This is a genomic window from Nonomuraea sp. NPDC051298 (genome assembly GCF_055586305.1).
This window is the reverse complement of sequence record NZ_JBVJIM010000010.1, coordinates 75,077-88,470: the sequence shown is the minus strand read 5'-3', so window position 1 is coordinate 88,470 and position 13,394 is coordinate 75,077. Positions and strand designations below refer to the sequence as shown.

The window sequence follows — 13,394 nt, the reverse complement described above, 5'->3', positions numbered from 1 at the left end:
GTCCTGTCCTCGACGGCCCCACCAAGCAGCCGGAGAACGTCTCGGTGACTTGCTCTGGAGGGCGTTATCCACGGGCAGACAGTGGATGAGGTGACGTTTCGGCTTCTCGGGCCCGTCGGCGTCCGGCAAGGCGGCAGGTCGGCAGGGCCCACCACCGCACAGCAGCGTTCCATCCTGGCCATGCTGCTGATCGAGGCCAACAGGGTCGTCTCGGTGGAGCGGCTGGAGCTGGCGGTGTGGGGGCAGGGGCCGCCGCCGGTCACGTCGCGCAACACCGTCCAGGGGGGAGTGTCCCAGCTCCGGCGGATACTCTCCGGCGTCTCCGGGATCGGGCTGGTCACGACGCCGCCCGGCTATCGCCTGGACGTCGATCCGATGAGGGTGGATCTGTTCCGGTTTCGCGATCTCGTCCGGCAGGCGGGGGAGGTTGCGCCCGCGCGGGCCGTCGACCTGCTCGGCCGGGCGCTGGAGCTGTGGTCGGGGCCCGCGCTGGCCGGTGTGGCGGGGCCGTGGTTGTCCGACGCGATCGGTGGGGCGCTGGAGGAGGAGCGGCTGGCGGCGGTCGAGGAACGCCTCGCGGCGGGCCTGCGGGCCGGTCGCCACCGCGAGGTGCTCGCCGAGGTCGTGGCGCTGATGCGTGAGCATCCGCTCCGGGAGCGACCGGCGTACCTCATGATGGCCGCGCTCCACCAGGACGGCAGGCGGGCCGAGGCGTTGGAGGTGTTCAGGGACGTGCGCCGGCTCCTCGTGGCGGAGCTGGGGATCGAGCCTGGCGACGCCCTCCAGGCGCTGCACCAGCGGATCCTCCGGGCCGAGGTCACGGTGACGGCGCCCGCGGCGCTCGCTGCGCCGACCGGCGCGGCCCCGCCCCCGCGCAGACCGGTGCCCGTGCCTGCGGAGCTGCCGGCTCGGCTGGGGACGTTCGCCGGGCGGGCCCACGAGATCGGCCTCATCCGCGGCCTGCTCGGCGGCGACGAGACCGGCGGGCCGAGGACATGCCAGATCAGCGGCATCGGCGGGATCGGCAAGTCCTCGCTGGCGATCCACGTCGCGCACACCGTCGCCGGACACTTCCCCGACGGTCAGCTCTACGTCGACCTGCACGGTTCCACCTCCCAGATGGCCCCGGTCGAGCCGGTCGAGGCGCTCGGCCGGTTCCTGCGCTCGCTCGGGGTCGCCGGCTCGGCCGTGCCCGCGGACGCCGAGGAGGCCGCGGGCCGGTTCCGGTCGATGGTGCACGGCAGGCGCATCCTCATCGTGCTCGACAACGTCCGGGACACCGCGCAGGCGAGGCTGCTGCTGCCAGGGAGCCCGACCTGCGCGGTGCTGATCACCAGCCGCAGGCGGCTCACCTCCTTGGAGGGCGCCCTGCTCGTCCCGCTGGACGTGCTGGCCGTCGACGAGGGCCGCGCCCTGCTGAGCGATCTCCTCGGCGCCGACCGGGTCGCCGCCGATCCGGCCGCCGCGGCCGAGGTGGTACGGCTCTGCGGCGGCCTGCCGCTGGCGCTGTGCCTCGCGGCGGCTCGGCTGACCACCGGGCCCAACCGGTCGGTGGCCGGGCTGGCCGCGCGGCTGGCGGCGGACCGGGGCAGGCTCGACGTCCTCGAGGCGGGAGACCGCGCGGTACGCGCCAGCATCGAGGGCAGCTACCGGGACCTGCTGGACGACGGGCACGGCTCCGCGGCGAGGCGGATGTTCCGCCTGCTCGGGCTGATCGACGTCGCCGACGTCAGCCTGCCGGTGGCGTCCGTGCTGGCCGATCTGCCCGTCGAACAGGCGCGCGAGCTGCTCGAGCAGTTGGTGGACGCGCAGTTGGTGCAGAACCACGCCCGAGACCGCTACCGCCTGCACGATCTGCTGCGCCTGTACGCCAGGGAGCGCGCGGTGGCGGAGGAACGCGAGCAGTCCAGGCATCTGGCACTCCAGCGGGTCATGCACTGCTATCTGGAGACCGCACGCGGCGCGGCCCGATTACGGAAGGGCGAGGGCCGCGGTCTGCGCGGTTCGTGGCGCCTCGGTCTCGGCCCGCAGTCGTTGCCCCGTCCCGCGGCGGTGCCCGAGACGGCGGGGGAGATGCGCGAGTGGGTCGCCACCGAGGAGGACAACGTCCTGGCCCTGATCGCGCAGGCCGCGCGGACGCCCTCCGCCGGGCCGGCGGTCGCCCTGGCCGCCACCTTCGCGCCGCTGCTGATCGATCAGGGCCGCTGGCTGAGGTTGCTCTCACTCGGCGAGTCGGCGTCGCGGGCGGCCGAACACACCGCGGACCCCCTCCACCGGGCGGTCGTCCGCAGTGACCTCGGCTGGGCGCGGTTCCTGCTCGGTGACCCGTGTGGCGCGGTCGCCCACCTGCGTCAGGCGCTGGACGACTACCGGCGGATCGGAGGGCACCATCGGGAGGCGGCGGTGCTCGACCACATCGGCAGCGCCTACCGGAGCGTCGGCCGTTTCGACGAGGCCGTCGAGCACCATCTGAGCGCGCTGCGGCTGGCCCACAGAACCGCCGATCGCTGGCAGGAAGGCGTGAACCTCAGCAATCTCGGGCTGACCTACCAGCGCGTCGGCCGTTTCGAGGAGGCCGTCGACGCGCACACCCGTTCGATCGCGCTGCTGGAGGAGACGGGAGCCGTCGCGGACGGCGTGAGCGCGCGGGGCAACCTGGCCGAGGCGTACCGGCTGGCGGGCAAGCTCGATCAGGCGATCGCCTCTCACCGGCAGGCGATGCGCACCCTCCGCGACACCGGCCTGCTCGACGACTACCGCACCGCGGAGATCTGCTGGGGCCTCGGCCTGGCCTGGCACGAGATCGGCGACCTCGGCGAAGCGCGCCGCCACTGGCGCGAATCGGCCGCGATCCTGCACGCTCTCGGCCTCATCACCGCCGAGGAACGCCGTACCATCGACACCAGCCCGATCCCGATCACCCCTGACGTGCTCCGGCGACGCATCTGAGGCCACCCGCACGCCTCCCGGGCCGGGCCCACCGCGCCACAGCGGCATCCTGCCATTTCAACGCCATTTAAGCGGCCTTTCAAACGACCGGACTACGCTGCCGCTGCGGTAATGCGGAATGTCGTTGTCATTGAAACGAGCAGGCTGAACTTTCACGACTTTCGAAGGAGAACGTTTCATGCCCGCAGTTCCCGTGTCACGCAGAAGAATGCTCGGTTACGCAGGGGCAGGAGCGACCGGCGCCCTCCTGCCCACAGCCACCGCCACCCGCGCCGCCGCGGCCGACGGCGCCGTCCTGCAGGTCCCCTCGGCCGCCCAGGTGGCCGGGCAGGACATCGCCGCCCAGTACGTCGCGCTGCGCACGGACGGGTACGCGACGCCCGGCGACGGCGGCGGCGCGACCTACCGCCGCCTGTCCGCCGCCCCGGCGACGCCGGACCGCTGGCACTTACGCTCCAACGACGGCGCCTGGTGGGAGATCGCCGACGACGTCGTCTCGGTCAGGGCCCTGGGCGCCAAGGGCGACTACGACGAGAGCACGAGCACCGGCGCCGACGACACCCAGGCGCTGCACGCCGCCGCCCGCCTCGATCGGGTCATCTACGTGCCCGGCACGTCCCACACCTACCGCTGCACCTCGCAGATCTCCCTCACCAGGGACGGCACCACCTGGTACGGCGACGGCTACCGATCGAAGATCACGCTCTTCTCGGGAGAGGGCGGAGCAGGAGCCCTGATCGGCATCCACGGAGAGCCTCCCACCGATCCCGGCCAGGACAGCGGCCCCGAAGCGGCGCCCTCCCGCGTGGTCCGCGGCGTTCACGTGTCGGGCCTGCACCTGGACACCCGAGAGAAGGCGAACGACAACGGCCTCGGCGGCTCCTTCGTCAGGGACGTGTGGGTGGAGAACATGTACTTCTCCCGCATCGGACGCAAGGCGCTGACCTTCCAGTACCACTGCCACAACGTGCACTGCCGCGACGTCACCATCTACGCGAGTGCGACCGAGCCGGAGTCGACGCACGCCGCCATCAGCGTCGAAGGCCAGACGGAGGGCCTGCGCTACCGCAACGGGGCGCCGCCCGCGGTGGACCTCAAAGGCGCCGACATGTCCAACCTGACCTTCACGAACATCGACTGTGTCATGAGCGGATACAACTACATCGTCGTCTCCAACGCCCACCGCGTCCGCTTCGACAACGTCAACTGCGGTGACGCCAAGGGCGCGGGGGCGTTCGTCAACTTCGTCCGCCGGGTGCGCGACAGCCACGTCCGCGGCATCCGCGGCGGCACCACCGAGCGCCGCCTGATCTTCTTCGACGCCGACGTGAGCGACTGCGCCGTGGAGGACTTCCACTTCGGTCACACGACCGACGAAGGCTCGACCCTCGACGGCCGCGCCATCCAGTGCGCCGGGTGGCGCAACCGCCTGTCCGGCGGCTCCTTCGGCCACCGCAACACCGACGTGCCGGAGGCGATCCTCATCACCGGGACCGACATCACGCTGACCGGCGTCGCCGTCCGCGAATGCGCCGCCGCCCTGGTGCTCAACGCCACGCAGGACGCCGCGCGCCTGTCACTGACCGGCTGCCGCTTCATCGCGGCCACCGCCCCCGCCTTCCGCATCAAGGGCCCGGGGGCGATCGTGCAGGGCAACCACTTCGACATGCCGAACGCCCCCTACGTCGGCCGCTTCGAAGGCTCCAGCGGCCAGTGCGTCGGCAACCACCTCACCGGCGGCACCGGTCAGCGCCTGGTCGTCGCCGACGGAGCCACCGCACTCATCTCGCTCAACACCACCGGCGCCGGATGACCGGCCGGCACCCGGAGGGCCTCAGCGGACTCCGAGGCGGGCGGCGATCGCCTCGGCCGTCGGGCCCTCCATCACCTCGCCCACCTGCCCGTCGCTGAGAAAGAGCACCCGGTCGGCGTGGGAGGCGACGGCCGGGTCGTGGGTGACCATGATGACCGTCTGCCCCAGCTCGACGACCACCAGCCGCAGCAGGCCGAGAATCTCCCGCCCGGACCTGGCGTCCAGGTTGCCTGTGGGCTCGTCGGCGAACACCACCTCCGGCCCTGCCACCAGCGCCCGGCAGATGGCCACCCGCTGCTGCTGCCCGCCGGACAACTCGTGCGGGCGGCGGTGCACGTGCTCGGCGATCCCGGCCCGGCCGGCCAGTTCCTCCACCCGGCCGGGCGCCGGACGACGACGCGCGAGCCGCAGCGGCAGCTCGATGTTCTCCTTCCCGGTCAGCGCGGGGAGCAGGTTGAACGCCTGGAACACGAACCCGATCCGCCGGCTGCGCAGGCCGGACAGTTCGGCCTCGCCCAGCCGCGTGATGTCGGTGCCGCCCACGCTGACGGTGCCCGACGTGGGCCGGGTCAGTCCGGCCGCGCACTGCAACATCGTGGTCTTCCCCGAGCCTGACGGCCCCATCACCGCGGTGAACGAGCCCCGCGCGAAGGTGTGGCTGACGTCGCGCAGGGCGGTGACCGCCGAGCCGCCCGTGCCGTAGACCTTGCCGACGCCGTCGAGGCGCACCGCGGGCGCCACGCAGCCGTTCGTGCCGTCGTTCATGTCCATCTCGAGTTTCATGCCGTGCCGTGCCTTTCGTTGCGCAGTGCCGCGCGTACGACCAGCAGCGATCCCGCCATCGCGGCGGCGAGCGCGCCCGCGCAGAGCGGGACCAGCCAGTCGAAGGGGATGAGGGACCAGGTGGCCGCCGCCCCGCCGGGCTCGCTCGCGGCGTGCACGAACGTCACCCAGGCGGTCACGGCCAGGGCCAGCACCACGACGGGCGCCACGGTGAACAGGCCCTCCCAGCAGGCCATGCTCATCACCTGGCGGCGGCGCGCGCCGAGGTGCCGCAGGCCGGTGAACTCCCGCCGCCGGTCGACCAGCCCCATGCACAGGCTGTTGACGGCGGCCACCAGGCAGAGCAGCGCGACCAGCAGGGAGACGTACGGCAACGTGCGGTTCCGCTGGGCGCTCTCCTCGCGCTTCTGCCAGAAGTACTCCTGTTTGGTGAGGGACTCCACGGGCGTGCGCGAATCCGCGAGCGGGCCGGGGTCCGCGCCGCGCACGTAGATCAGTTCGTGCTGCCGCGACGGCAGGTGGGTGCCGGCGACCGCGTGGGCGGGCAGCGCTACCGACCCCAGCTCGGCGGTGTCGGCGTAGACCGCGGCCACCGTGTAGCGGGCGTCCTGGGCCTCGCCGGGGAAGCGGACCCGCAACCGCGACCCGAGCCCGGCTCCGAGCGATTCGCTGACGGCGACCTCGCCTTCGCCCAGGTCATCGGGGGACCGGCCACGCAGGGCGAGGTCGAGGACCCGCGTGATGTCCCCGGTGACCAGGGTCGCGGTGGCGGACGGCGGGTTCCGGCCGGGCGGCCGTCCTTCCACGGACACGGCGACCGGCATCGAAGCGATCCCGACCGCGGCGGACGTGCCGTCGCGATCCAGGACGCGGCGCCGCAACTCCTCCGAGAGCGCGCCCTGTCCCGCCGACGGCCGCAGCACGTGGTCGGCGCGGACGTCCTCGACGGCGTGCGCGGCCGTCCGCCAGTCGTAGAAGAGCTGCGTGCCCACGACCGTGCCGACCAGCGTCACACCGAGTGCCAGCGACCCCACCGCTCCGGCGAACCTGCGATGGTTGAAGACCACGTCGGCGACGGCGAGGAACCCCGCCACCGGCGACAACCGGGCGACCACGCCCCGCACCAGCTTGCCCGACACCAGCACGACCCACGGGGCCACCAGCCCGACCGCGGCCACGGCCAGGCACAGCGTGCCGAACTGCAGGCTCATCAGGGCGACGCCGTCGACCGCGACCAGCCCCCACACCTGTACGGCGGACAGGACGCCGGCCCCCGCCAGCAGCGTCGAACCGGCCGCCAGCCGTCCTCCGCCGAGCTGCCTGCCCTCCGCCGGGGCCTCGCCGAGCGCGTCCCCCGGCCGGATCCGCAGCGCGCGGCGTACCGAGGCCAGGCTCGCCACCAGGGCGATGGCCAGGGTCAGCGCGAACGTCCACCACATCGCGAGCGGGTGGTAGCCGACCTCGAACGCCACGCTCACCGTGCCGAAGTCGCGGAAGCGCGCCACGACGACGGGCGCGAGCAGCAGGCCGAGCGGGACCGCCACCAGCGTGGCGACCACGGCGAGCAGCACCGCCTCCACCACCAGCATGCGCCGGATCTGCCCGGGGCGGGCTCCCACGGCCCGCAGGACGGCGATCTCCATCCCACGGCGGCGGACCGACAGCCCCATGGCCGCCGCCACCATCCCCGCCGAGACCAGCGCGGTGACCCACACCAGGAACCAGAGGGTGTTGAAGCCCTCGGCGACGACGATGTTGTTCTCCTGTCCGCCGCGATCCGCGCCGACGGCGACGCGCGCGATCCGCAGTCCGGGTGCGTTGTACGGCTCCACCGCCCGGGTCACGGCCGCCCGCAGCGTCTCCACGTCGACTCCCGGCCGGGGGTGGACGCCGAGCGCGTCGGCCCGCAGGCCACGTCCCGACAGGTCGGCGGCGTGGTCGTCGGAGAAGAACAGCGCCGACTGGTGCCGCCAGGTCGCCCGCGCCGCCGCCACGCCGACCACCTCGTGCGCCCGCACGGTGCCCGCCACGGCGACCTCGACCCGGTCCCCGACCCCGGTCCCGGCCACGGCGGCCAGCCGCGCGTCGACGACCACCTCGCCCGGGGCCCGCGGCGGTCGGCCCTCCGTCAGCTCGAACGGCGTCAACCGCGCACTCGACCAGCCGTGCCCCCACGGCCAGGGGCGCTGGTCCCCGGGCACCCGCGGCCGGGTCCCGCGGACGTACAGCACGGCGGGGAAGCTGAGATCACGAACCGCCGCCGCCACCCCGGGGAGCGCGTCCACGGCCGCCGCCAGTCCTGGTGAGATGCCGCCCCCGCCGGTGCCGACGACCAGCGGAGTCCCGGCGTACCGCTCCACCGGGACCTCCTGCCGATCCGTGGAGTCCACGACGAACCACAGGGCGCCGATCGCGGTCGCCGCGACGACCAGGGTGACGAGCGTGCCCATCAGGCTGCCCGGATGCCACCGCAGTGTCCGCCACGCCAGCCATACCACCCCACCACCTCCGATCCGGGCCAGGAAGGTCCTGGCCCGCGTTCCGAGTTCCAGCGTGTCGGCCGTCGCGGTCCGGTTCCTCGGCCGCCGGACGGATCCCGCCGCAGTACCGCGGTCCTCCCGGGCGGCGCGGGGCGGGACTCAGGTAACGGGACGCCCGTGCGCGAATCCCCGCGGTAACGCTGGGCCGGTGGTCCTGTTTCGCCGGGTACTGGGGTTCGCCGACGGTGACCTGCGTTCCCGCGCTGGTGGGCGCGTACACGGCCACGGTGCGGACCGCCGCCCGTCTCCGACGTATTGCACCGACCGATGCAAAACAGCTAGTCTGCCCCTATGGCTCGACCACGGACATTCGACGAGGACCAGGTGCTGGCCACCGCGATGGACCTCTTCTGGGCGTACGGCTACGAGGCCACCTCGACCCGAGATCTGTGTCACGCCGTCGGGCTGGACCGCAGCAGCCTGTACAACGCGTTCACCAGCAAGCACGAGCTGTTCAGGCGGGCGTTGACCCGCTACGTCGACGTCACCGCCGCCAACCAGGCGCGCATCCTGGAGGACCCGCGGCGGCCGCCCGCCGAGCGCGTCCGTGAGTTGCTCGCCGCGATCGTCGAGATGGAGTCCGACTCCTACCGCGACGGCCACGGCCGCGGCTGCCTGACCGTCAACACCACGGTGGAGCTCGCCGGCCGTGACCCGGAGATCGCCCTGCTGCTCGATCGCGACCTGGCCCGGCGGCTCGACTCGCTGCGGGCCGTCATCGCGGCCGGGCTGGCGTCCGGTGACATCACCTCGTCCCGTACGCCGGAGGCGCTCGCCCGGTTCGTCAACGCCGTGATCGCGGGCATCCGGGTCGCTGCCCAGGGCGGCGCCGACCGTCCCACGCTGGAGTCCATCGCCGCGACGGCCATGGACGCGCTCACCTGACACCTTCCCCGGAGCCAGGGCGGGCTTCGCGTGCCCGGATTCTACACCGTTCGATGCAAAATCCTCGCTAAGGAGCGACCACCTTGCCCCGTGCCGTCTATCTGCTGGCCCTCGGCATCTTCGCCATGGTGACCAGCGAATTCGCCGTCGCAGGACTGATGCCGCAGATGGCCGCCGGACTCGGCGCCACCATTCCGCAGATCGGCTACCTGATCACCGCCTTCGCCGTCGCCATGACCGTGGGCGGCCCCTTCCTCACTGTCGCCGTGGCGCGACTGCGGCCCAAACCGGCGCTCACCGCGCTCTTCGTGATCTTCCTGGTGGGCAACGTGCTGGCGGCGGTCTCGGTGTCGTACCCGGCCATGATGGTCGCCCGAGTGATCACCGGGGTCGCCTCGCAGGCGTTCTTCGGGGTGGCCATCTCCCTGGCCGCCCAGCTCACGGAGGAGCGCGTCCGCGGCCGGGCCATCGCGATGGTCCTGAACGGGCTGATGGTCGGCACGCTGCTCGGGCTCCCCCTGTCGACCCTGATCGGCGAACACCTGGGCTGGCGGGCCGCCTTCTGGGCCATCAGCGCACTCACCGTGCTGACCGCCGTCGCCACGCTCGTCGGCGTACCGCGCCTGGAGCGCGCCGGGGCCGACGGGCCCGAACTCCGCGAGGAGCTGAAGGTCTTCAGGAACGCCAAGCTGTGGCTCGTACTGACGACCAGCACCCTCATCATCGGCGCGACCTTCTCCGCCTTCAGCTACCTCAGCCCCATCCTCACCCAGGTCACCGGAGTCGGCCAGGAAGCGGTGCCGCTGCTGCTCATCGCGTACGGCGCCGCCACCGTGATCGGCAACACCATCGTCGGCCGCCTGGCCGACCGGCACACCATCAGCGTCCAAGTCTGGGGACTGGCGCTGAACCTGCTCTTCCTGATCGGTTTCGCCCTGCTGGCCCACCTCACCCTCCCCGCGGTGGCCTTCATGCTCGGCGTCGGCCTGGTGGGCGTCACCATGAACCCCGCCATGGCCACCCGCGTCCAGCGCACCGCCAACGCCCGGCCACTGGTGAACACGGTCCACTCGTCCTTCATCACGCTCGGGGTCATCATCGGCTCGTCGGTCGGCGGCCTGGCGATCGACGCCTTCGACCTGCGGGCCCCCCTCTGGCTCGGCGCGGCACTGGCCGCCCTGGGCCTGCTGAGCCTCCTGCCGGAGGCCCGCGTACGCAGCGGAAAGCCGCAGCCCCCGGCAGCACCGGCCGTCGCGCCCACCGCCGGACTGGACGCGTTCGAACGGCGAAGCTGAGGGCTCGGCGGTGGGGGACCCTCACCCGGTCGGCCTGCCGCCGCTCGTCGGAGGGCCGGGTGGCGTCGGACGGCTGGGTGGCGTTGGAGGGCCGGGTGGCGTCCATGCGAACGCGCTTCCGGCCAATCGGAGGAAGACGCCGGTCGGCAGGAGCCGGGTGAGGCCGTTGCGGAGGGTTGACGCGACGGGGTTACCGGTCTGGAGGACGTGGCCGAGCCGCCCGGACAGTTTCGCCATCGGCTGCGTCCGCGGTCGTCGCTGAGCGTCGTACGCGATCAGCGCCTCGGGCACGGCGCTGCGGTCGAGTGCGCCGGCGAGGACGACGGCGTCCTCGATGGCCAGACAAGCGCCCTGCCCGATGTCCGGGGTGACGGCGTGGGCGGCGTCTCCGAGAAGGGCGACGCGGCCGTTGACGAAACGCGGAAGCGGGTGCTTGAGGTAGTAGACGTCGTGCCGGAGCAGGGTGCGCTCGGGGGTGGCGGCCAGCAGGTGCGGGATGGGGTCGTGCCAATGGCGGAAGCGCGCCGCCAGTTCGGTGAGGCTGTGGTCGGGCGTGGCCCGTTCCGGCATGCTCTCGCAGGCGAACCAGTACACCTGGCCGTCGTCGATGACCGCGATGCCGAACCTCCCCGCTCGGCCCCACGTCTCCGACAGGACCGGCTCGACGCCGAGCGTGCGTACGTCGTTTGCGGCGGCGATCCCGCGCCAGACCGTGTAGCCGGCGTAGGTGGGGCCGGGATGGGCGGGGAACAGGTCGGCTCGAAGCCGGCTGCGTACCCCGTCCGCGGCCACGACCAGGTCGGCGGTCGCGGTGACCGGGCCCGCCGGGGTGTCGAAGAGCACCGACGCCGTGTCGGCGTCCGTGGTGATGCGGGTGGCCTGGTGGTCGGTGTGCAGGATCTCGGGGTCCAGCGACTCCAGGAGGATGTCGTGCAGCGTGGCCCGGTGCAGCGCCACGAACGGGTCGCCGTAGCGGCTCTCGATCGCATCGCCGGACAGGGCGACCACCCGCCGTCCTGACATCAGCCGGACCCGCAGGCCGTCCTGCCGGGTCCCGCGGGCGCGAAGCTGGGAGCTGAGGCCCAGCCAGTCCATCGCCTTCACGGCATTGGGCGCGATGCCCACGCCGGCTCCGACCGGCTTGAAGGCCGGCGCCTGGTCGTACACCGCCACCTGCCAGCCGATCTGTGTCAGCGCCCGGGCGGCGCTGAGCCCGCCGATGCCCCCTCCGACCACCACTGCCGACCGCTTCATGGCACCTCCCAGTCATCTCGCTGCAAACGGTGTTTGAAACAGCATTTGAAGTACCATATATGATGACTCAGGGCTGACAGGCAGGCGGGCAAGGGAAACAGGATGGTGAGCTGGTGAGCGTGGACCGATCCGACTCTGGTCTCTCCACCGGGGAGCGGCTGATCGACGCGGCCGAGCACCTGTTCGGCGAGCGGGGCTTCGAGGGCACCTCGCTGCGTGCGGTCACCGACCTGGCCGGGGCCAACATCGCCGCGGTCAACTATCACTACCGGTCCAAGGAAGGGCTGCTGCACGCCGTCGTCGCGCGCGCCATGGCCCCCGTCAACGCCGAGCGGGACCGGCGGCTCACCGCGTTGCGCGCCGAGGGCGGCGAGCCGACGGTGGAGCAGATCGTCCGGGCCTTCGTCGAGCCGGCGGACCTCACCCTGCACCACCCGGCCCGCCATCCTGGCTTCGCCCGGTTCATCGCAGCCGTGCTGCTGGACCCCAGTCCGAAGATCCGCCAGATCTTCGCCGATCAGGTCGACCCCGTCGAAGGACGTTACCTGGACGCACTCCGGCGGGCCCTGCCGCACCAGGCGCCCCGAACCGTACTCGTCGGCTACACCAACATGCTGGGCCTGCTGGCCCTCCACCAGGCCGGGACCTTTGCCGGCCTCCGGCTGCGCGCCGACCCACCCTCCCCGCGCACCACCGACGACGTACCCACCGCATTCGACCGGGAGCACCTGATCGCGTTCCTGGTCGCCGGCCTGACCGCCGACGCGAAGCCCTCGGCCCTCGGCCCGCAGCAGCACCACTGACCATCGCCACGCCGCCGCCGCGCGACTGCCCGTCACCCGACTCACTCAGCAAGACCACCCCGCACCACGCCCACCGCCCGGCAACCGTGCCCCGGGCCGCCGGCCCCGGCCACCGGTTCCGCCCGGCACCAACGTGTGTGCGGTGGCCGGAGTCTTTCCGTTCGACCTCGTGCGCCAGGTGAAAGCCGTGGCTTCGATCAGGATCGAGCAGCAGGCAGCGAGCGCCAGGCGCCGCGGTGCCGACGTCAGCGTCGCACAACGCGGGCCAGCTCACCAGCCGGACGGTCGACGGCGAGCATGCCACCTTTACCTGGAACCAACTCGGCCAGATGGAGAAGGCCGTTGTCGGTGGCGCGGAGACTTCCATGGTCTATGACGCCGACGGCGAACGAATCATCCGTCGCGATCCGGGCGGAACAACCCTCTATCTCGAAGGGATGGAGGTGCGGTCGTCCGAGGGAACCCTCATGGCGCAACTGGCCATCGACGACGCGACGGGTGAAGTCGCTCGCGAGCGATATCTGCCTTACGGGAAGCGCCGCGGCGAGGACGACCTGCCCTTCACCTATCGGGGCTTCCTCGGCAAGACGGAGGACGGCTCCACAGAGCTGGTCTATCTTTCCGCCCGCTATTACGATCCGACGACGGCCAAGTTCGCCAGCCCGGACCCCATGCTGGATCCGGATACACCGGAGTGGACGAATCCGTACGGCTACGCGGCCGACAACCCGATCGGCCTGTCCGATCCCGACGGTCTCATTCCCGACCACGGTGGCGGCAGCGGTGACAGCAACCGTCTCTTCAGTGTCATCGAATCGATTCTCGGCGCCCTGCCGAGTGAGGGGGTCCGTAACAAGTTCCTGGAACGGTGGCGGTCTCGGATCGGCGAGCATCTCCGGACTCATCTCGACGCCGAAGCCCTGCAGGACGACAGGCTGCGGACCCAGCAGGAATTCTTCCTCGCACTGTCCATCTGTGAGGAAATAGGTTTCCGATCGTGCGGCGCGGACGCGATCGAATTCTTTTTCGCTGGTGTGTGCTCGCCATGACCTAAATATCCGGAGATCATAGA

Annotated in this window: 9 protein-coding genes; 6 read left to right on the top strand and 3 right to left on the bottom strand. The window is 72.0% G+C overall.

The window, feature by feature from the left end; translation table 11 throughout:
- Positions 1 to 90: 90 nt before the first annotated feature.
- Both ACZ6S0_RS27155 and ACZ6S0_RS27150 read left to right on the top strand, forming a co-directional pair.
- The gene (locus ACZ6S0_RS27155; protein WP_465922135.1) at positions 91 to 2,949 is read left to right on the top strand and encodes an AfsR/SARP family transcriptional regulator; all 2,859 of its coding nucleotides are present in this window, start codon (positions 91 to 93) and stop codon (positions 2,947 to 2,949) included.
- Positions 2,950 to 3,127: 178 nt separating this feature from the next.
- Positions 3,128 to 4,762, top strand: coding sequence for a hypothetical protein (locus ACZ6S0_RS27150; protein WP_465922134.1), 1,635 nt, complete (start codon positions 3,128 to 3,130; stop codon positions 4,760 to 4,762).
- A 21-nt stretch (positions 4,763 to 4,783) separates the two neighbouring features.
- On the opposite strand, the gene ACZ6S0_RS27145 is transcribed toward ACZ6S0_RS27150, so the two are convergent.
- A complete protein-coding gene (locus tag ACZ6S0_RS27145) occupies positions 4,784 to 5,545 on the bottom strand; it encodes an ABC transporter ATP-binding protein (protein ID WP_465922133.1) in 762 nt (253 codons plus the stop codon).
- Positions 5,542 to 8,043, bottom strand: a complete 2,502-nt coding sequence (locus ACZ6S0_RS27140) for an FtsX-like permease family protein (protein WP_465922132.1) — start codon at positions 8,041 to 8,043, stop codon at positions 5,542 to 5,544. The genes ACZ6S0_RS27145 and ACZ6S0_RS27140 overlap by 4 nt, the downstream gene beginning before the upstream one ends.
- A gap of 333 nt (positions 8,044 to 8,376) precedes the next feature.
- Here ACZ6S0_RS27140 and ACZ6S0_RS27135 point away from each other — a divergent pair, with 333 nt between their 5' ends.
- Both ACZ6S0_RS27135 and ACZ6S0_RS27130 read left to right on the top strand, forming a co-directional pair.
- Positions 8,377 to 8,970, top strand: a complete 594-nt coding sequence (locus ACZ6S0_RS27135; RefSeq protein WP_465922131.1) for a TetR/AcrR family transcriptional regulator — start codon at positions 8,377 to 8,379, stop codon at positions 8,968 to 8,970.
- A gap of 83 nt (positions 8,971 to 9,053) precedes the next feature.
- Positions 9,054 to 10,265: an MFS transporter gene (locus tag ACZ6S0_RS27130; protein ID WP_465922130.1), complete on the top strand. Its 1,212-nt coding sequence runs from the start codon at positions 9,054 to 9,056 to the stop codon at positions 10,263 to 10,265.
- Between the two features lie 21 nt (positions 10,266 to 10,286).
- Here the strand turns inward: ACZ6S0_RS27130 and ACZ6S0_RS27125 are convergent, their stop codons facing one another.
- Positions 10,287 to 11,519 carry an FAD-dependent monooxygenase gene (locus ACZ6S0_RS27125; RefSeq protein ID WP_465922129.1) on the bottom strand — a complete coding sequence of 411 codons (1,233 nt, stop codon included), beginning with the start codon at positions 11,517 to 11,519 and terminating at the stop codon, positions 10,287 to 10,289.
- Between the two features lie 113 nt (positions 11,520 to 11,632).
- Here ACZ6S0_RS27125 and ACZ6S0_RS27120 point away from each other — a divergent pair, with 113 nt between their 5' ends.
- Positions 11,633 to 12,322: a TetR/AcrR family transcriptional regulator gene (locus tag ACZ6S0_RS27120; RefSeq protein WP_465922128.1), complete on the top strand. Its 690-nt coding sequence runs from the start codon at positions 11,633 to 11,635 to the stop codon at positions 12,320 to 12,322.
- A 236-nt stretch (positions 12,323 to 12,558) separates the two neighbouring features.
- Complete coding sequence (locus ACZ6S0_RS27115) at positions 12,559 to 13,371, top strand: RHS repeat domain-containing protein (RefSeq protein WP_465922127.1); 813 nt, start codon at positions 12,559 to 12,561, stop codon at positions 13,369 to 13,371.
- The last annotated feature ends 23 nt before the right edge of the window (positions 13,372 to 13,394 follow it).

Coding starts and splice junctions, on each gene's coding strand:
- ACZ6S0_RS27135 (WP_465922131.1), top strand. CDS start 8,377: ATGGCTCGACCACGGACATTCGACGAGGACCAGGTGCTGGCCACCGCG.
- ACZ6S0_RS27145 (WP_465922133.1), bottom strand. CDS start 5,545: ATGAAACTCGAGATGGACATGAACGACGGCACGAACGGCTGCGTGGCG.
- ACZ6S0_RS27150 (WP_465922134.1), top strand. CDS start 3,128: ATGCCCGCAGTTCCCGTGTCACGCAGAAGAATGCTCGGTTACGCAGGG.
- ACZ6S0_RS27125 (WP_465922129.1), bottom strand. CDS start 11,519: ATGAAGCGGTCGGCAGTGGTGGTCGGAGGGGGCATCGGCGGGCTCAGC.